The organism is Cricetibacter osteomyelitidis (assembly GCF_004340985.1).
In the GTDB taxonomy this organism is placed as follows: Bacteria; Pseudomonadota; Gammaproteobacteria; order Enterobacterales; family Pasteurellaceae; genus Cricetibacter; species Cricetibacter osteomyelitidis.
Window position 1 is genome coordinate 12,617 of record NZ_SLYB01000028.1, and the last position, 20,495, is coordinate 33,111.

The window sequence follows — 20,495 nt, forward strand, 5'->3', positions numbered from 1 at the left end:
TTATTTTACCTCTTTCACAATGATTTTCACCCCTAAAGATTCAGCATAATTAACAGATTTATTAATTGCCTCAAATTGTTTCTTAGTTGTTCCATGCGGAATCGCTAAGTACATTTCTTTAGTTTTTATATTTTGATTATTGATTATAAAATCTCCCTTACCATCACTTTTAAAATTCACCATATCATCTACATATTTATTTAATTGATAGGTAATACGTTTGGGATCTTTGTATGTTTTCGCACCTACGGTATCCATTGTTTTAGCACTAATTGCTGTGCCATCAGGTAATAAATGATCGAATGCTTTAAAATTTGATTTAATGCTGTTTAAATCAAGAGTTCCTTCAGGAAGTGTTTGCTGTAAATAGCTTTCCCAAGCCTTACCTTGTTTATGGATAGGTCCCCATTCAATATTGACATCTGTATTAGATAGCACGCCGTCTTTTAGCATTAGTTTGCCAACACCATTCAATCCAAATTTAGCAATGTTTGGAATAGCTTTAGCAAGAATTGTCGTTCCCCCGATTACACCAAGCTCAGTATTTAGATATGTTTCCATTCTGAGCAAATCAGCTTCTCTTGTTTTTCCTTGCAATTCAAGTTGATCGGCTTCGGCTAATTTCGCTTTGATATCATTTGAAATGGTGTCGATTGGTGAAGCAGCAAATTCCTTAATGGCTTGTCCGATTAATGCAAGTTTCTTTTGAGCAACTTGATTACCAGCTAATGCTTCATAAGTGATGTTAGCTAATTCAGCACTTTCCATCAGTGCATCATTCAGCATTTTTGTTAACGCTTCTTTAGCAACATCACTCATATAAGAATTTTGAACTTGAGTGTGCATTTTTAATGTTGTCATATAATCGGTATTAAAATCAGAGCCTATCTCATAAGCATCGGCATAATTCATATTGTTATAACTTGCAAATGCATCAGCTAATATCTTTCGTTCACTCGTACAAGCTGAACTGACTGCATCTCGGCAGGCATTTTCAAGAGCAAGATTTCGGTTAAGACTTAAGGTATTGAGCTCACCAAGTCGTTTCCTCTGACTACTGCAATCTGTACCTGATTCCTCACATTCTCTAATTTCTTTCAAAAGTTGATTTCTTTCTTTTGCCTCATCTGCAAAAAGATAATTATTCTCCACAGCCCGTTTCCCAGTCTCAGCTCCAGCCACCGTATCTGCCGTGCTATTGCCTACGATACCTGCAGCTAATCCACTCGCTAACTGACTTAAAAACACCACATTTTGTTTTTCATTACTGGTGAGCTTATCAATCGGTTTGTCATAGAACTTTTCTGCAATTAGCATTGCTGTGCCTTCAGCGGTAACACCGGCTACTGCACCGGCAAGGGCATTATTGCCGGTAACTTGAGCTTCAATGGCACTAAGCACTGCATGCGCAGCGAGGTTTGCCGGTTTGTTAATAGTACCGTCAGCATTTTGGGTTGCTTCATGGATTTTTTTATTAAGATACGGACTTGCCAATGCCACTACGGCTTGCTCCGGGCTTTTATTGGCTAAACCCTGTAATGCGGCAGTCACGGCTTTAATGGTTTGTCCTTTGGTACTGCCGATGCCATAACTGTCATCATAGGCTTTTTGAGCATTGTTGACTTTATCTTGAGCCCTTTGCATTGTCGGGTCATTTTTGATTTTTTCCTCCGACCAATTTTCATCTTTTGCTCGTTGTTTGATTTTGCCAAGTTCAAGATTAGCCTGCTCAATGGCTTCCAATTCCTTATGTGCTGCAATTTTTATCGCATTGTCGGATATTTCACCAATTACTTTCGCCATTTCTTGCTGTTCACGGATTTTTTGGAGATTTTGTTTGCCTACTTTTTCATTGGTATTTTTTGTGTCCCGTAAAAGTGCGGTCGGTATTCCGCCATTTTTCACATTCAGATTGATATTCGCGGATACCGCAGATTTTGTGGTGCTGCTATCACTTTCACGACGATTACCCAATAAACTCATTGCCGCAGAAGTCGGATTAAAACCGCTCGTGCCGGCATTTATGCTGACGCTTTCAGTTTTCAACTTGCTATAATTGTGCATATCTGCCGAGCCAAAGGTTTTCGTACTGAATTGATTTTTATCCGTAGTGGCTTCACTTTCAATGATTGCTCCATTAAGCTGAGTATGTCCCTCCACATTGACATCCATACCACCGGAACCCACGCGAATGCCAGATTGCTGATTTACTTGGGCATAATCCATTTTCGCTTTACTGTAGCTGGCATTTACGCTACCGCCACCACCGGAGCCATAGGTCACGGAAACACTACCGCCGGCACTGATTTGCTTGGATTCGTATTTTTCTGTATCTTGGCGGCTGGTTATGTCTAAGCCTTTGATATTCGCTTCCACATCAATTCCGCTTTTGCCGTCAATTGCTCTTATTTTTCTTTTTACAGATGCGTAAAACCTTATCATATTAGGCTTTAACCATATTTTAAACATTAAATTTGTCCTTTAAACCTAATATTATTTATTGCTTCAAAATATATAAGTTCATATAAAGCATTAACTATAAGGTGTTCCCCTATTCCATCCAGGTTTAATTATTAAAAATCGATCTTGTTTTCTTTTCTTGCATTGCTCTAAGAAAATAAGAATTGTTTCAATATTTAATGGGTACTTCTCAATCATTACTTTAGGTATAAAATAATGTTCTTCATAATCAACTACTCCAGTAGTAACAGGGAATGATAAGAAAAATCTATTGGTTATAGTATCAACCCCTAATGAGAAGTTATACTCTGAATTATGATATATTTCCTTAAATCTCATCAGTTTAATTCCTGAATACTTAATTTATGATTAAGAGATTTATTAAAATCTATCACTGCTTCATTATTGCCATTTGGTAGTTTTCCAACGGGTACGATGACACAAGGTTGTAACCATTCGATATCGTAGGGGAATTCGCCTAGGATGGTAATTTTATTCATGTGATTGAAAAAAATAATATGCAGCTAATAAAAGAGACATTAATCCAATACCTACAAAATATTTTATTGGTACTATAGTGATAAGTAATTCATTACTTAAAAAATAGAAAAAAACATCCAGGATAAAGTTACTTAATATCATGGAAATGCTTAATCCAATAAAAAATATTAAAAATAAGAAAATATATCTTAATATTTTATTTTTTATCATTTTTATTCTCTTAATGTTTATTTATATTATATTCTAAAGCTTTGGATGATATATTATCTGTGATATTATCACTAACAGAAGGAATATAACTTGCTTTATAATTTTCCGATATTCCATATGGTAAATGCCCACTTTTTTCAGTATAAAATTTCCAATTAGGGTTAATATAATTATTCGTTAGTATTTCTATAAGTTTTCCTGTATCACCACTAATAAAACTTGTAACCAAAGAAGTTCCTTTTGTAACTAAAGGATCTTTACCAATTCTAAAGATATCAATGAATTAGATTATTCATTTTATTAATTTAAGGCTATAACATATAGCTATAAAAAATGACAAAAGACCAAATCCTAAAAAATATCCTATTGGCATGGTTTCAAAAATAAATTTACCCTTAATAATAAGTATGAATAACGATAAAATGAATGATAAAAATAAACTAGCCATAATGAAACCAATAAAAAACAAGGAAAAACAAAATATAAAAATATATAATTTATTTCTTATCATCTTTTAGCTCCTTATTTATAATGTATTCAGAAAATTTAGAAGATGTATTATCAAAAGCGTTCCCCATTACAGAAGGTATATAACTAGGCTTATATCCTTCTGAAATACCATATGGTAAATGCCTACTTTTTTCAGTATAAAATTTCCAATTAAGGTTAATATAATTATTCGTTGGAACTTCTATAAGTTTGCCTGTACCGCCACCAATAAAACTTGTAACCAAAGAATTTTAAATTTATCCAATTCCGAAATAACGATGAATCGTCAGGACTGGTTGAATATGGTACAACTAGATGGATTATTCATTTATTTGACAAATTTTAGATGGATATTTATATCTAAATAATAGCATTTCATTCTCCATAATTTTTAAACTGGAACCTTTATAACAAAAAATATCATTATTTTCCGTATATCCTATAGATATTAATTTATCTCTATAATTGTTATTAATTCCTTTGGAGAAATATAAAAATGCATATCCCTCATCTCTGCTAAGATCTTCTAATCTAATAACATCGCCAAATTCTTGTTTTAATATAAAAAAGACTTCATCTTTATTTTTTTTCATATCATTTTGTAATTTATTCCCTAAATAAACAGAATAAACACTCCCCACAGCCATAGAAAGTAATAAAGGGAAATATAATTTATTACTTAGCTTTATTTGATAACCCATACATTCTCTTATACCCAAATAGGGTTGTGTTGGTAAATTTTACGGGATTGAGACTTTGACTATTCTCAAAACAAATCTGCTCGTTTCCCGAAATGTGAACCAAGCCTACCGCACTTCGTTTTTCTAATGAAGATTTAGATTTAGCAAATTCAGAAACAGCAATAAATTGTTGCTGGGATTGGTTTGATATTGTGAGGCAAGCATTTTTATTCACTATTTTATTTTGAATTAATAAACAATAATACAAAATTAAGTCCAAATAGAAAAATAAAAAATTTTAGAGATAACCAAATGTTCCCCAAATCTAGAAAAAAATCTAATTGATCTATAACCATCATTTTTTGATATCTATAAAACCATATATAGCAGCCAATAAATATAAGAGATAACACAGATCTCTTTAAAGCAATAATTAATAAAGAACATAATTTCATTGTTTCTTATCCTTATTATATTGCTCAATTTCACTTATCTTTTTTATCGAACCAATCTTTTGAAAACCAATCTACGATTACACCAAGAACGCCTAATTTGAGTGCATAAATAGAAACTTGACAATATGCATCTAATAGAAAATTTAAGTCCTGATTAAAGTCATATTTTCTAAAAAAATGTAAAGTTGCAGATAAATTAGCAATAACAAGTATTAATACAAAAATTCGTATCCCTCTTTTCATCTATTCACCTTTATTTTTAGATTTTTGTGAATCAAAAATAATCGGTGATTTTTGAATTGCTTCACTTGTTATTGTGGATAGAACTTTATTTGGAACTTTACTAGCCCCATAAGAGGCTACTCCTGATAGTGCTGCATCAGACAAACCATCACCACCATTTGCTAAGCCTGTAGCCATTCCTACACCCATATTAAAACGTACAACGTCCGAAGGCGTTTTTAATGCTGGAGTTACTATTCCTGATGTTACTGCTCCGGCAAATTCCGCAATATTAAATTCTTATTCGCTTAATTACAATATTTATTTATTATATCTTCTATTTTCCCTGGATATTGCTTTAATAATAAATAATCAGACACATCAATTTCTATTCTTTTTTCCAACCCAATCATTTCACCAGATATAAATGATAATAAATATTGCCCATTTTCATAACTAATTCCCCAATAATCACCATATAATAGAATATCGGATTTTTTTTCTACACGGCCAAATAGCTCTTTAATAGTGAAATACTTTTTCATATTATTTCCCTTGAAGATTTATTGGCATTGATAATGTGTTTTTATTGAAATCTACAACAGCTTCATTAACTCCGCCCGATGTTTTTCCTGTTGGTAACCATTGGTTATTAGCACCTGTCTCGTTACCTGTTGACATTCTCTAATTATTAAGTTGATTTCTAGGTATAAAAAATATTCCTATGTTGGAATTAGATAGGCTACCTTTATCTAATCCTAAATAATTTTCTATTTTCGAAGGATTACCATTCGGTTTTTGAATAATATTATCAAAATCCTTCTTAGGCATCACGAATGCACCTGTAGGACCTAAGGTGCCATATTTTTAACAGACTCTAAAGAAACAATTCTTACAGCGCCACTATCAAATTTTGTTAAATGATTAGTAATATGGGCTATCTAATACCACTTTATAAGCTCATAAAGATCACCTAAACGGTAAATTATAAATGAGAATGTGCCTATGAAGACACCAAGTTTCAATCCCTTGATTAAATATATTATTAATTCAACTTTAATTACTATTATTTCCAGGTCTATAAATGATTGATTGTCTATTACCTAAATCGACTTTAAAGCAACCTATACATTCTTTCGTGCCCCAACACATATCAATGCCGGATTTACTATCAAGTAGGGCAGTGTTGATAAATTTTATAGGATTGAGAGTATAACTATCAACTTGACTATTCTCAAAATAAATCTGCTCATTTCCCGAAATTTGAGCAACGCCTACCGCACTTTGTTTTTCTAACGAAGTTTTAGATTTAGCTAATTTTGAAACAGCAATAAATTGTTGTTGGGGTTGTCTGGATATTATACGAAAATTAGCCTTATTTATTTTTTCCATTTGTTAGATAAATAAATGAAGATTTGCCAAAGGCATAAATTATAGGAACTATTCCAGCATCATAAACATCTGAAAAAAAGTATTTTTATTCAACAGCATACTAAAAATATATAAATCCCCATTTATATACAGCCACATAGAATGAGCCAATAAATATAGAATCCTACTAAGCCAGTCAAGAAACAGGAAATAAAGAAAACCCATAACATATATAATAGGTTATACTTGCTATTCATTTCTAGTCTCCATCTTATTTTCAATATACTTACTTGACACTCTATCAGAAAATTCAGAACCTAAAATTGTCATTGGAATTAGCTAAAGATTATTCAGTAAGTATTTCTGTTCATATTCTATGGATTTGATAACTTTTTAATTATTACATAACAAGCTATTATGACTGAATTTAAGCAGTATTTCATCATTAAATCTAGAAACAGTAATTGCATCTTTATTTTTACAAAATAGGTTAGATTTCACATGTTTATAACCTTTATCTTTTAATAAAATTTTAAATAACTCATTGGATGATATAAACTTAATTTCTATTTCAAATCCTTTAAAATTTTTAATTATTTCTACATTATTAAAATTATTATAGATTAGGCTAATAACTCTGTAGCCCTCTTGTTCCAAATAAATGTTTTTTGCTAAATTACCACTAAAAATACCATATAAAAGTGTAAAAAAAATAATAGGCAGATTGATAAATAATAGTATTTTTCTCATTATTCACCCCTGGTTACTTTATGTAGAGAGTCCACTCCCATGTAATATCCTGAACCAATACCAATTCCTATAGTTTGATGTGTTGTTCTATTTTTATCGGTCGGTAATGTTGTTCCTATACTACCACATAAAAATGTCAGACAGCCTCCAGCATTTGCTCCGCTTCCAGCTAAAACATTATTTATTGAGCGACCTAAATTTTTCCGCTCATCTTTAGTAAGAGTAAGAATCCAACCTGTTTCAATACTTCCACCAAAATTAAAAGGTGAAACATCAGATATAATATTTCCTTGATAGCCGACAAATAAATCGTTTGTTTCTGTATTGAAGGCAAATTTTATGTTGTGTTTATACCAGTTCAAATTACCACTCAAATAATGTGGCTTATCACTTATATTATTCTGGATCGTTTGTGTTACTTCTTTTTCAATTTCTTTTAGCTGATTATCAAAAATAGAATATTTGATTAAGCTTTCTGTTTCAGCAGAACTCATTTGCATATATTGTCTTAAATTATTATTCTCCACAGCCCGTTTCCCCGTCTCAGCCCCAGCCACCGTATCTGCCGTGCTATTGCCTACGATACCTGCAGCTAATCCACTCGCTAACTGACTTAAAAACACCACATTTTGTTTTTCATTACTGGTGAGCTTATCAATCGGTTTGTCATAGAACTTTTCTGCAATTAGCATTGCTGTGCCTTCAGCGGTAACACCGGCTACTGCACCGGCAAGGGCATTATTGCCGGTAACTTGAGCTTCAATGGCACTAAGCACTGCATGCGCAGCGAGGTTTGCCGGTTTGTTAATAGTACCGTCAGCATTTTGGGTTGCTTCATGGATTTTTTTATTAAGATACGGACTTGCCAATGCCACTACGGCTTGCTCTGGGCTTTTATTGGCTAAACCCTGTAATGCGGCAGTCACGGCTTTAATGGTTTGTCCTTTAGTGCTGCCGATTCCATAACTGTCATCATAGGCTTTTTGAGCATTGTTGACTTTATCTTGAGCCCTTTGCATTGTCGGGTCATTTTTGATTTTTTCCTCCGACCAATTTTCATCTTTTGCTCGTTGTTTGATTTTGCCAAGTTCAAGATTAGCCTGCTCAATGGCTTCCAATTCCTTATGTGCTGCAATTTTTATCGCATTGTCGGATATTTCACCAATTACTTTCGCCATTTCTTGCTGTTCACGGATTTTTTGAAGATTTTGTTTGCCTACTTTTTCATTGGTATTTTTTGTGTCTCGTAAAAGTGCGGTCGGTATTCCGCCATTTTTCACATTCAGATTGATATTCGCGGATACCGCAGATTTTGTGGTGCTGCTATCACTTTCACGACGATTACCCAATAAACTCATTGCCGCAGAAGTCGGATTAAAACCGCTCGTGCCGGCATTTATGCTGACGCTTTCAGTTTTCAACTTGCTATAGTTGTGCATATCTGCCGAGCCAAAGGTTTTCGTACTGAATTGGTTTTTATCCGTAGTGGCTTCACTTTCAATGATTGCTCCATTAAGTTGAGTATGTCCCTCCACATTGACATCCATACCACCGGAACCCACACGAATGCCGGATTGTTGATTTACTTGGGCATAATCCATTTTCGCTTTACTGTAGCTGGCATTTACGCTACCGCCACCGCCGGAGCCATAGGTAACGGAGAAACTACCTCCGGCACTGGTTTGTTTGGATTCATATTTTTCCGTATCTTGGCGGCTGGTGATGTCTAAGCCTTTGACATTCACTTCCCAACGATTTACATTGGCATTGGCGGCATCAAGGGTGAGCGTACCGCCACTATGGGTAATTAATGTACCGGTATTCAGTTGGCTGTTTTGCCAAGTCTCATTACTGGTGTTTTCTTTGCCTTTGCCGATTTGTGCCGAACCCTCAACACCAATTCCATAGCTGTTACCGTTAAAACCAACAAATACCCCCACACTGGCACTGTGGCTACTGTCTTTGGTATGACTATCGTAGGTGTCTTTCACGCCTAATACATCAATGCCTGCTTTGCCGTCGAGGCGTGTTTTGTCAGTGATATTGGTATCGACACCTTGCAAAATAACCTTTTCATCAGTGGCGACAACTTCTAAATTACCGGCTTGGAATGTCGCTTTATCATGGGTAACAGTGCGGGTTTTTGTTTCACTTTCTTGCTTGCTGTCGCCATAAGAAACCGCAATTTTGACTGCCGGACTTTGTGCTGCGGCATCATTACGCTGTAAACCATCAAGCCCGTTACTCATATTATCCAGTGTATCGGCAACTTTAGAGACATTCTGAGCGGCAATAGCGGCTTCTTGTGCCGCTTTAATTGCATACAAGCCACTGAGTACATGGTTAGATTTTTCAGTACGTTTAGCATTTTGTACCGCATTATAGGTATTTTGTAATGCATCAGTGACAGGTGTACTGAGAGCAATGGTTAAACCGGACTGCTTGTACACGTGTTTTTCCGAGGTTTCAATAATGTCTCTGCCTGCCTCCACTTTAACCGAAGCCCCTTGCACACGAATGGTTTTATCCGATTGAGCGATGGTATCGGTGCCGGTGAGTTGAACATGATTACCGGCTTGTACAATCACATGACCTGCTTCACTGCCGATAACACTGCGTGCATCAGATTGTGTCCAACTCTCTGCTTCATTACGGTGTTTCTCTGATTTTGAGCCAAAAGTAATGCCGATTCCGCCACCGCTAAACACGCCGGATTTTTTCTTTTTCTCCCAATGTACATCCCGAGAGTGATTGGTGCCGGCATTCAGGGTGACATTATTTTTTGCCTGAACCACCAAATCGCCTTCCGTTGCCACCGCACTTAAGGCATGGGCGGTTACATCATTACCGGCTGCCAGGGTTACGTTGCTGCCGACAACCGTTGTGCCCAGTTGTTGTGTACGAGAAATCGCATCAAAGGTTTCTTTACTTTTGCGACTTAATGCAGAGCGCGACTTGGTTTTATGGTATTCCTCATAATCATCGGTGCGGGCAGCGGTGCCAAGGACTAAATTATTTTCCGCAAGTGCGGTCAGTTTTTTATCGGATTCTAACTGCGCTCCCTCGGAATAAATATTGGTAGCGCGCAGCAATAAATCACCGACACTTTTAACACTGCTTATCGCCACATCTTGCAGGGATTCATTACGATAGTGATTACCGCCACCCATTTTTTTATTAAAGCCCACCTCAACCGTACCGAGGTTGAGGTGATTATCGGCAGCCAAATAACTGCCGCCTTGTCCGTCGTTGATAATATCGGCACCGTTAAGATTGATGTTATTGGCATTAACGTGCAATACACCGTTTTCATCTTTGACATGCAGTAACGCTTTGCGGTCAAGGTTGGTCTCCGTACGTTTAAAGCCCGCTGAATCAATATGGCTGGTTGCCGTTGTGGAAACGTGATTAAAATCCCCGCCGATGTTGAGCAATAGGGCGTTATCGGCTTCCAGCGTACCACCAAGATTATCCAGATTACCGGAGACGTTACCCTTCACCACATCACCGCTGATTTTGCCGCGATTAGTTAGCTTTTCTGCATTAAATGCCACAAATTCACGTCCGGCAATGGTGCCTTGGTTCAGCATTTCATTGGAATTGATTTTAACGGATTTAGCGGAAAGCAATGTACCGCTACCGTCAATATCGCCTTTTTTCACCACGGCATAGACTTTCGGCACCAGCACATCGACTTTTTCACCGCTTGGTAATATCACCGATTGGGTTTCCAGCCATACAATATCGGACGTGAGCTGTGCGACTTGAGCAGGGGTTAAGGCAATACCGACGCGAAGATTAAATTTTTCCGCAAAGGTCAGTCCCGCATCCATCAAGGCTTTGTATTGTTCTTCGTAATCGGTGTTATCGCCAAAGAAGTTGCGACCGGTCAGCCGATTGATTTGTTCTCGTACCAGGCGTTGCTCGTAGTAACCATCGCCTAAACGCTTGTGTACGTTGTCGTGTTCGGCACGTAATGCTTTGTACATATAATTGCTGCTGAGCCAGTTCTTGCGCTTAGTAAATGCGGGGTCGGTTTCAATCAATACATGGCTGTCGGCATTGGGGTTGAGTTTGTATAAACTGCTGCTCGGCAGTGTCGCTGTTTGGGTGTTTTTATTTTCGGTAAGCGGATCATTGGCATTAAAATCATACTGTTGAAAAACAGTTGCCACCGGTAAGGTGATTGTTGTTGGGGTATTGCTGACAACACCTGAAGTGATTAATGTCGTATCCCGACCATACTTATTTCGTCCGCTTGCGGTTTTGCCGGTGACCACTTCCTGACTGTAATATTTCTGACCGTGATTTTCAGTAAATCGTGTTCCCGACGCATTAAGATTAGTGAGTTCACCGGTTATATTCAGTGTACCGCCCGCTAATAATTGGCTTTTATCATTAATAAACGCAGCACTATTTATATCTGCATTTTGCTCAATTAATATTTTACCTGCCTGGCTTTTTGTGACCACATCCTCTTTGATGACCTGGCGATTCAGCTTGGTAAGCCAATAATCTCTATATTCTTGATTACGGCGGTTGTAACGTGATTGGTTGTGCTGTTGTATTTTTGCGGCTAATTGTGCAAATTGCGCTTCATTATCGCTTACCCATTGTGCATAAAGCGGTTTCACTTCCGCTTCAAAATGCGCGTTATCTTGCAGGTATTTCGCGTAATCCTGCTCGTATTGCATTTTTTTCGTTTCATATTCCGCTAACTGTTTTTTATATTGTTGTTGTGCGGCGGGATTAGTGCTTGTCGGCTGTGTCGGTTTTTGTGGCTCAACGGGGGCAACAGGTACGGTCACGTTCATTAACCGAGTGCCCGCACTTGCACGTTGTTGAGTATCAATACCAAACGCTTTCCAGGCAGGATCGTCCGGAAAATAATAAGAAGCGGGACGGATTTCACAATTTGTGCCGGCACCGCTCTGGCATTGATTCACTTCAGGCAGAATATGTGACAACACATCGCCATTTTGAGGCTTGGTGAGCGTTTGAGCGTCCGGATAGTTGCGGGGATGCATGGCATTATGACCCCGTGTCCATGTTCGGTAGAACATATAGCTCATATCAAATCGCGCATCGCTTTCAAGCTGACCCTGTGGCACTAAATAATGCCAGTTTATCGGGGTATCTGAGACGATTTGCTGCTCTGTGGCAAAAAAGTCATTCTGATTGACAATCTTGTCGGCATGCCATCGGGCGGATTGAGCTTGAATTAACCCGCTTCGATTTTCGATCAAATGCGCTTTTCCCGTTGCCTGATACTGTTCATTGAGTATGCCGCCAATAGAAAACGCCCCTTGGCTCAGGATTTGACTGCCGTTTTCGGCATTGCCCGAATAATAATGACTTTGATTTAACAAATGGGCGGTGCCGATATCTAAACGCTCCCGTGCCGCAATAACCGCACTTTTCAGTGTCGTGTCGGATTGTTCATCAAGGTTTTCAACCTTATTTCCCTGTAGTGCAATATGGTCACCATAGAGACGACCGGTACCGATATTGGTGATTTCCTTTGCCTTGAGATAAGTCTGTGATGTGCCTTGCTCCGATTGACTATTGATTAATCCTCGATTGACAATGTTGTCTTTGACTTCAACCTGTATTTTACCGCTCTGCAATTCGGCGGCGGCAGATTGTTCTAATTGAGTGGCGGACAATTGTATTTTATTGCCTGCACTTATGATACCTTGCTGCTCAAGTTTTTTCCCTACCTGAGCGATAACATCGCGGCGTTGAGCAAGAATTTTACCTGTCGGCGTATTCTCTAAATTCTCCGCCGTCACCAATTTTACAGACTGCCCGGCACTGAGATGATTGCTATTGACAAGCCGTCCCTGTGTATTAATAACAAGCTCACCCGCACTCGCCCCGATATGTCCCGCATTGCGTACGCCCAAACCTTGCTCTGTACCCACAAGATGAATTTTGCCGGCATACATCCCGCCCAGCTCGCTCACATCAAGGGCAAAGTGCGGTGTGTTTTCAGCGAGTTTTTTTGCATCAATACGGGTGATAGTTAAATCACTGTCGGCTTGAGCAATATCTGCTTGCTTTATCTCGTTGGCTCCGGTCACCACATTGAGCTTTTTACCAGCCCACACACCGGCATTGATTTCGGCTTCACGAGCAAGAATATCGGTGTAATCCACACGGCTGTTATCCAAGCCTTTGCCGCTGATTTTCACTTTGCCTTTTTCAACGTTGAAACCGTCCACCCGACCGTCTTTAATCTGTGGTTTACCGGTGGTTAGCGTTGAGCGAGTGGCATTAATGGTGCCGCAGCCGTCGCAATGTAGTCCGTTCGGGTTGGCAATAATCACTTCGGCTTTTTTCCCTGCCACTTCCAGATAGCCTTTAAGCCGGCTCGGATTGGTGGAGGTGACTTCATTTAAAATCACCTTGGCTTCACCGCGGGCAAGATAAGGATTACCTTGTACCAGCCCGGCTTGTTGGGTTTTGGTGGCGTTGTAACTGTTATTTAAAATGGCACCTTTGGTGTCCACATTAAAATCCCGGTATTTATTATGGGATAAGCCTTTTTCATTCGGCGTTTGAATATTGACCTGCGGAAGACCGTTTGCGGTTTGTAATACGATAGGCTGCTGATTTTTAGGGGCATTCGGGTCGGCTTTAATAATTAAGGTATCGGCAAGGGCAGAGGCGGAAAACGTCACGAAGCCCAAGGCACAGAATAAACTAAATGCTAACGGTTTTAAGGTGGCAAAAACTGTGTCAGAACTGACCGCACTTTGTGGGGATGTTGATTTATCCGCAGATTTTGCTAATTCAGATGTGACGATTAAGCGTTGCCGTGTTTTGCTGAAAATCACACGAAAGCATTGTTTATTCATAAAAACCTCTTTTTATTTAAAAGTTAATTAAAAATTAATGCCGATATTAAATGACCAATATCAATAGTCCGTCTTACTAGTCCACGATTTTGCTCGTTATTATTCATCGTTGATGAATTACTACCTAATATAAGTGGTATTTTGCCGACGGGATCTGATTCGTGATTCTTTATACGAATAGAACCCTCTTTGTTTTTCTCATTCCTTGAAAAATCTGTTTGTAATTGACTTAACGTATTATCCGCATTAGTCACATTTGCCGATGGTCCACCATTTTTACTATTGTACCTGAAAGAAATTGCTTATTGCGATTTTTTTCAGCATTCATGCATTTAATGCATTAGTAACGAGCAGCGTGCCTCGGCTATGAGAACCGGCAAAGAGATCATCTTTAAGCATAATTACCTGATGGACTATATTATTATGGAGTTTGTATAATCAAAGAATCGAACTACCTCTTTCCCTCATACAAGATTTGTATAACGTTTGTTTTTTATTGCTAAGATCATAATCAAAATTAGGATTAGGATATTTTTTATTAATCCAATTTAAACAATAATCTATATTTTTTTTCCTTAATTTCTTTTGTTCTTCGGTTTCTTTAGCATAAAATTCCTCCTCTTGTTTTCTCATTTTTTCAGCTGTATTCCGTAAAGAATAATGCCCATTCCAAAAATCTATCATCATCTTAGGTGTACAGGATACTATTCCATATATACTAACTAAAATAGTTACTAGTTTAATAAATATTTTCATAATATGTTCTTTCTCCTGTTTCAAAGGCTCCGTTTCTCGATGAAGAGATTAATTTCCACCTCTATAAATTGGTGAACCTCTTTCTTGCATACAGTCTACATATTTTATTTGATCCCAATTTCCTGAATATGCTCCAGAAATATTAAAGCAAATTTGCCTATTTTTTTTTCTCAGTTCCTTTTGTTCAATAGTTTCCTTCGCATAAAAGGCATCTTGTTTTTTATCATACTCTTCCACAGCTTTCTGCTGTGAATAATATCCATTCCATAACCGCTCCATCATACGGGGAGTACAGGAGACTATTCCCAATAAGCTTATAAAAAGTAAAAACAACTTAATAAATATTTTCATAATACTTTCTTCCTCCATATTCAAAAGTCCCGTTACCTGATGAGCTATTTCTTAAATGAATTTTTCCATCTTTATTCCGGATTAAGATATTTGTTGACCACTAAATAAAGCTCGTTTTCACTACTGTTAGTTGGTTTCACTAATACAGGTAAAGATAGATTATGATCTTTATATTGAGACACTCCCAAAAGTTGTTTAAATTCTCTTTAATGACACAAGTTTGCACCATCAGGAGAATTAGTTAGTGGCAATGAAATCCATATTCACATAACTAAATTTTGAATTTACAAATTACATTTCCCTGTATCCCATTTAGGATTTTGATAACCACATTCAGCTGGCCAAAATCGATGATAGCCTTTTTTTTCCATACATATTTTAAATTCATTATATTTTCCTTGACGATTGATATGTAACAATTCTTTATCCCCATATTTACTGCCACAATCAATAGCATCTTTCCAACGTTGTTGAGAATCAGTATGTCCAATAGTATTCACATTTTGAAATTCTGCTATGCCAGGCCACATATTCCCTTTATTTACACAACTTACACTCTGTGGGGTATAAAAACATCCATCTGAATAACAACCATTTAGCAAAATTATAGTTATAAAAATTATTTTTCTCCTCATACTAATTACAAATCTTTTTCTCCCAACATTCGTGCAAGGGTATTGTTTTATATCCTTTTTCTTGCATGCATAAGGAAAATTTACGAACACCATTGATATTTTTTTCATCAAAATTATCTAGTCTAGGAAGAGTTTTAAATATCCAGCCATCCTCAGTATATTTAGCTCCGCAATTAATAGCATCGAACCAACGTTGTTCCTTATCTGTATTTCCAAGACTTGCTATTTTCTGGAATTTTGTTATTTCGGGGTAATCATTACGATTATAATTATAACAATTCACCATTTGTGGAGTATATATACATCCATTTGAGTAATAACAACCATTTATAAGGATGGAAATGATAACTAGTATAAAAAATCTCATTAGTTACCTCCCAATTTCATTAAAATTTCAACCATATCTGAAGTCATTATGTCTGATAATGCCAATGGGGCAGTGACAGGAATTGCAACAGCAGTGGTAACATCAGCTCTAAATTGAGTGAGCGGGCTTTTTTCTGCAGTATTTCCATCTTTATCATAGAATTTCCAAGCTTGCCCACCAATTAAATCGTGCGGACCAGCAAAAGACTCCACTATTTTATCGGAAAGACTATTTACTCCATATGGAATATAAAAATAACTGCTATCATAGGAATCATTGCATAAAACTTGTTTATTCATTACAAACTTTACTTTTTTTACATTCATGCTCCTCAATAAAAATATAATTTTTATCTTCCATACACTTATTAAATGCAAAATGGTAATTAAGGTCATCTAAACTGGTAGATATTATTCTATCTTTAGAAAATGCATCTTTATATTTTTTACGTTCTTCATCATAAAATAATATATAGAAAAAATTACCATCTTTTGTTCTAACTCCACCACAAGATAGAATATCCTTCCATCGTTGTTCTGTATCGGTATATCCTAGTGTATTTCTTTTTTGTATTGAGCTTACATCTGAATGTCTAGTGTAATCTAAAGTAACAACACAGTTACTCAATAAAATAACAGAAAAAGCAATACATATACGATGAAACATCATAGCCCTCCTATTTGATTTAGAATTTCTACGAAATCAGAGGATATAAGATCTGATAAGGCAAATGGTGCACTAATAGGAATAGCAACTCCCGTAGTAATTCCTGCACCAATATTGTCTATAGTTTTTCTATTTTCTGAAGTATTACCTACCGAGTTATACCAACGAGGTAACTGCCCACCTAAATAATCATGTGTTCCTGCAAAAGATTCGATTAATTGATCTGAGAAACTATCTACTTTATATGGCAATACCCCTAGTGGCGTGTACCAACCACCTTGAATTGATTGAAATCCTCCCGTTAAACCATATAATTTTTTAGCGTCAGGGTTTTTATTCATATTGATCGTATCTTGTAATGTTGATAGATTTCCATTGTTATCACCTATATAAGTAACAGAACCATCCATATTTTTTGAACATCGAGAATGCCCTTTGCCACAAATTATATCCAAATCAATTCTCACTCCACCAAGTTTTACCCCATCAAAATAACCGCTATCATAAGAAATATTGCTTATTTTGAATCCTGTTTTAGCATCGATAATACCTGGGAATCTTCTGGAATTTTCCAATGAAATTTCACGCATTTTAGTTGCTGCGAGTTGTAAGGTTCCTTGTGTAATTGCGATATCAGGAGTTCCGCTCACAATACCTACAACTGTTTCAAGTAACCGTTTTTGATACTGTAATTTATAAATTTCAGCATAAAGTGCGGTCTTTTCTTCTTCCGTTTTGGCTTGCTTAATTTTGTCACGAAGTTCAGCTTGTTTTGGTTCCACAAATTCATTAATGGTTGAAAAGGCATTTTCTCTAAATTCTTTTGTTACTTTAACTTGAATATTGAGCTCTTTTAATACCTTATTTTTATCAAAGTTATTTTCCAGTTTGCCTGAATGATGTTCTGCAATTTCTGTGCTAATATCTGTTTTTATCTGCTCAAGCGTTTCTGTCACAGAAAGACCGGTGAGTGTTTGTTGTGCATTTTCATTACGAATAACGACATTATCAGTATTAATTCCACTTTTAGTAATACTTGATTTTGAGTCACTATCATATCCAATACCAATCAATACATTTCCACCAATGTTACCATTTAAATTTTTAATGGTATTACCATTATTATCTTTACTCGTTTCAATGGTATTTGTACCAAACGACATCAAATTTACACCACCAATTTCTTTTGCCGATTCGCCACCGCCAACGGTTGCAGAACCGGAAATACCGAACGCCGAACCTTTATAGTTAGCATGATTTTCAATATCTGTTGCAGATAATGTTCCTGTGCTAAAGCTGTTCTTACCGTCTTGTTCGGCTTTTTCACTGGATGTGATGATGCCACCGGTAAGTGCGGTGTGATTACCGACATTAATTTGATAGCCGTCATCATCGGCATAAATCCCCGATTGTTCCACCACACTGGCATAATCCGCATTGATTTTGGATTGATTGTAACTTGCTGAGCCTGAAGCACCATAACCTACCGTGACTTGTCCACTCACGTTCATTTGTTTACCTTGATATTTCATTGTATCTTGCAAACTTTTAATGGTGAGATTTTCAGCATTTAATATCACGCCTTTGCCTTGCACTTGTGCACCTTTTAATGTTGCGTTATTGCCGGCATTAATGGTGGTTTGACTTGAACTATCGCCAATATGGGCATGGCGATAAGTCACATCATCACCGTTACCATAGCCTTTGCCGTAATTACCGCCTGCGGTAATACCGAAGGACACGCCATTACCCACCGCAATGGCAACACCGGCATTAAAACCGCTGGATTTATTTTGAGTGCGTTCTTTGTGGATTTGTTGTTGAGCATTCAAATTAATATCGTTATCCGCTGTCAGTGTTGTGCCTTGTTTACCGCTGACATCGGAACCGATAATATTAATATTGGATTGTTTATCGGCTCCGGTTGCAGTAATATATGGAGTTTGTATAATCAAAGAATCGGGCTACCTCTTTCCCTCATACAAGATTTATATAACGTTTGTTTTTTATTGCTAAGATCATAATCAAAATTAGGATTAGGATATTTTTTATTAATCCAATTTAAACAATAATCTATATTTTTTTCCTTAATTTCTTTTGTTCTTCGGTTTCTTTAGCATAAAATTCTTTTCTTTTTTTCTCTGCGTTTTTAACGGCGTTTTCATCCGAATAATATCCGTTCCAGAAAGCAATAGTCATTTGAGGTGTACAGGATACTATTCCATATATACTAACTAAACTAGTTATTAGTTTAATAAATATTTTCATAATATGTTCTTTCTCCTGTTTCAAAGGCTCCGTTTCTCGATGAAGAGATTAATTTCCACCTCTATAAATTGGTGAACCTCTTTCTTTCATACAATCTACATATTTTATTTGGTCCCAATTTCCTGAATATGCTCCAGATATACTATCGCAAATTTTTTCATTTTTTTTCTCAGTTCCTTTTGTTCAATAGTTTCCTTCGCATAAAAGGCATCTCGTTTTTTATCATACTCTTCCACAGCTTTCTGCTGTGAATAATATCCGTTCCATAACCGCTCCATCATACGGGGAGTACAGGAGACTATTCCCAATAAGCTTATAAAAAATACAAGTAACTTAATAAATATTTTCATAATACTTTCTTCCTCCATATTCAAAAGTCCCGTTACCTGATGAGCTATTTCTTAAATGAATTTTTCCATCTTTATCTCGGATTAAGATATTTGGTGCGGAGGTATTAATAAGCTTGCAGTTCTGATCTTTTTTAGGTTCTCCCCACAATCTGACATATTCTTTGTATTCTGAGTTTTGAATTCCTTTACCATTTTTATCCATCCATTAATCTGAATACTTAGGGTCGAATTCAAACTTATAACTAGGATTATCTAAGCACTTATGATAAATATCCATATCAATATCTTCAGTATATTTTATTTTGATTCTAGCTATTCCTTGTTGTTCTCTTCTGCATTTTTCAGAATTTTTATACCATGAGGTTTCAGCAACTCGATTGCAATTCCAATCTAAGAAGTCACATGGATAGCATCCTAATAACAGGAAAGAATAGGTAATTAGGGAAATTACTTTAAAATAGCTTTTCATTATATTTCTCTCTTTTTTTACAATTAGTCTAGCTAGTTCTTACTAAAGCCATTATTCAAAAGGCATTTCTCTTTCAAAGATATATCTCCTTTGCTTTCTAAACCACATTTGTTAAATACTTCTTTAGCTTCTTTTTGATTGCCATGATAAGTATATGTATATCCCGCTTTTGATAACTCTTTTTTTTCTTTATCTATGCAGTTCATATTCCAATCAAAAAAACATTTATCAGCAGGATTTAAGAATCCCCCACATCCCAATAACAAGAATATAAAAGAAAGAGAAGTAAATTTTTTAAAAAGGTTTATCATCAATAAGAGTTCCTCTGTAGTGATACACTAATCTTGCAGTCCTCAATAGGTGGTAAAATACCATCCAAAAGAGGAAACCCAAATGAAACAATCAAGACGCACATTTAGCCCTGAATATAAAGCAGAGGCGGTAAAACTCGTTACAGAACAAGGTTATTCAGTTTCTCAAGCTTGTCGAGAGTTAAAGGTGGGAGAAACGGCATTACGTCGTTGGCTGTCGCAAATCAATGCAGAAAATCAAGGTTATATTCTCCCCGGCACAAAGCCCATTACGCCGGAACAGCAGAGAATCCGAGAGCTTGAAGCGCGGATAAGAGAGTTGGA

The 20,495-nt window shown here is 36.5% G+C and carries 23 protein-coding genes; 1 reads left to right on the forward strand and 22 read right to left on the reverse strand.

Annotation, left to right across the window (positions count from 1 at the left end):
* From EDC44_RS10625 to EDC44_RS10725, 22 genes are all read right to left on the reverse strand, one after another.
* Positions 1-2,469, reverse strand: a complete 2,469-nt coding sequence (locus EDC44_RS10625) for an endonuclease toxin domain-containing protein (protein WP_131978617.1) — start codon at positions 2,467-2,469, stop codon at positions 1-3.
* 63 nt (positions 2,470-2,532) lie between these two features.
* Complete coding sequence (locus tag EDC44_RS10630) at positions 2,533-2,799, reverse strand: hypothetical protein (RefSeq protein WP_131978620.1); 267 nt, start codon at positions 2,797-2,799, stop codon at positions 2,533-2,535.
* 382 nt (positions 2,800-3,181) lie between these two features.
* A complete protein-coding gene (locus EDC44_RS10635; RefSeq protein WP_131978623.1) occupies positions 3,182-3,400 on the reverse strand; it encodes a hypothetical protein in 219 nt (72 codons plus the stop codon).
* A 268-nt stretch (positions 3,401-3,668) separates the two neighbouring features.
* Positions 3,669-3,905 (reverse strand): hypothetical protein, encoded by a 237-nt coding sequence (locus EDC44_RS10640; RefSeq protein ID WP_131978626.1) that lies wholly within the window; start codon positions 3,903-3,905, stop codon positions 3,669-3,671.
* 75 nt (positions 3,906-3,980) lie between these two features.
* Complete coding sequence (locus EDC44_RS10645; protein WP_131978629.1) at positions 3,981-4,361, reverse strand: hypothetical protein; 381 nt, start codon at positions 4,359-4,361, stop codon at positions 3,981-3,983.
* A gap of 464 nt (positions 4,362-4,825) precedes the next feature.
* Complete coding sequence (locus tag EDC44_RS10650) at positions 4,826-5,038, reverse strand: hypothetical protein (RefSeq protein WP_131978632.1); 213 nt, start codon at positions 5,036-5,038, stop codon at positions 4,826-4,828.
* Positions 5,039-5,215 (reverse strand): hypothetical protein, encoded by a 177-nt coding sequence (locus EDC44_RS13010; RefSeq protein WP_165870257.1) that lies wholly within the window; start codon positions 5,213-5,215, stop codon positions 5,039-5,041. It abuts the gene before it with no gap.
* Positions 5,216-5,325: 110 nt separating this feature from the next.
* Positions 5,326-5,562, reverse strand: coding sequence for a hypothetical protein (locus EDC44_RS10655; protein ID WP_131978635.1), 237 nt, complete (start codon positions 5,560-5,562; stop codon positions 5,326-5,328).
* A 1-nt stretch (position 5,563) separates the two neighbouring features.
* Positions 5,564-5,698 carry a hypothetical protein gene (locus EDC44_RS13340; RefSeq protein WP_279388379.1) on the reverse strand — a complete coding sequence of 45 codons (135 nt, stop codon included), beginning with the start codon at positions 5,696-5,698 and terminating at the stop codon, positions 5,564-5,566.
* A gap of 375 nt (positions 5,699-6,073) precedes the next feature.
* Positions 6,074-6,409, reverse strand: a complete 336-nt coding sequence (locus EDC44_RS10660) for a hypothetical protein (protein WP_131978638.1) — start codon at positions 6,407-6,409, stop codon at positions 6,074-6,076.
* 372 nt (positions 6,410-6,781) lie between these two features.
* A complete protein-coding gene (locus tag EDC44_RS10665) occupies positions 6,782-7,138 on the reverse strand; it encodes a hypothetical protein (protein WP_131978641.1) in 357 nt (118 codons plus the stop codon).
* The gene (locus tag EDC44_RS10670; RefSeq protein ID WP_131978643.1) at positions 7,138-13,998 is read right to left on the reverse strand and encodes a two-partner secretion domain-containing protein; all 6,861 of its coding nucleotides are present in this window, start codon (positions 13,996-13,998) and stop codon (positions 7,138-7,140) included. Before EDC44_RS10670 ends, EDC44_RS10665 begins: the two co-directional genes overlap by 1 nt.
* Positions 13,999-14,436: 438 nt before the next feature.
* Entirely contained in the window at positions 14,437-14,754 is a 318-nt protein-coding gene (locus tag EDC44_RS10680) for a hypothetical protein (protein WP_131978646.1), read from the reverse strand.
* A 48-nt stretch (positions 14,755-14,802) separates the two neighbouring features.
* A complete protein-coding gene (locus tag EDC44_RS10685) occupies positions 14,803-15,105 on the reverse strand; it encodes a hypothetical protein (protein ID WP_131978649.1) in 303 nt (100 codons plus the stop codon).
* A 284-nt stretch (positions 15,106-15,389) separates the two neighbouring features.
* The gene (locus EDC44_RS10690; protein ID WP_243647942.1) at positions 15,390-15,848 is read right to left on the reverse strand and encodes a hypothetical protein; all 459 of its coding nucleotides are present in this window, start codon (positions 15,846-15,848) and stop codon (positions 15,390-15,392) included.
* A 258-nt stretch (positions 15,849-16,106) separates the two neighbouring features.
* Complete coding sequence (locus tag EDC44_RS10695) at positions 16,107-16,406, reverse strand: hypothetical protein (protein WP_131978652.1); 300 nt, start codon at positions 16,404-16,406, stop codon at positions 16,107-16,109.
* Positions 16,399-16,776 carry a hypothetical protein gene (locus EDC44_RS10700; RefSeq protein ID WP_131978655.1) on the reverse strand — a complete coding sequence of 126 codons (378 nt, stop codon included), beginning with the start codon at positions 16,774-16,776 and terminating at the stop codon, positions 16,399-16,401. The genes EDC44_RS10695 and EDC44_RS10700 overlap by 8 nt, the downstream gene beginning before the upstream one ends.
* Positions 16,773-18,728 (reverse strand): hemagglutinin repeat-containing protein, encoded by a 1,956-nt coding sequence (locus EDC44_RS10705; protein ID WP_131978658.1) that lies wholly within the window; start codon positions 18,726-18,728, stop codon positions 16,773-16,775. Before EDC44_RS10705 ends, EDC44_RS10700 begins: the two co-directional genes overlap by 4 nt.
* 118 nt (positions 18,729-18,846) lie before the next feature.
* Positions 18,847-19,041, reverse strand: a complete 195-nt coding sequence (locus EDC44_RS10710) for a hypothetical protein (protein WP_131978662.1) — start codon at positions 19,039-19,041, stop codon at positions 18,847-18,849.
* A 104-nt stretch (positions 19,042-19,145) separates the two neighbouring features.
* Positions 19,146-19,391, reverse strand: a complete 246-nt coding sequence (locus EDC44_RS10715; protein WP_131978665.1) for a hypothetical protein — start codon at positions 19,389-19,391, stop codon at positions 19,146-19,148.
* Positions 19,375-19,593, reverse strand: a complete 219-nt coding sequence (locus EDC44_RS10720) for a hypothetical protein (protein ID WP_131978668.1) — start codon at positions 19,591-19,593, stop codon at positions 19,375-19,377. The genes EDC44_RS10715 and EDC44_RS10720 overlap by 17 nt, the downstream gene beginning before the upstream one ends.
* Before the next feature lie 299 nt (positions 19,594-19,892).
* Positions 19,893-20,174, reverse strand: coding sequence for a hypothetical protein (locus EDC44_RS10725; protein ID WP_131978671.1), 282 nt, complete (start codon positions 20,172-20,174; stop codon positions 19,893-19,895).
* 79 nt (positions 20,175-20,253) lie between these two features.
* On the opposite strand from EDC44_RS10725, the gene EDC44_RS10730 reads away from it, so the two are divergent.
* Positions 20,254-20,495: transposase (locus tag EDC44_RS10730; RefSeq protein ID WP_131978674.1), on the forward strand; the 242-nt coding region annotated here is incomplete at its 3' end.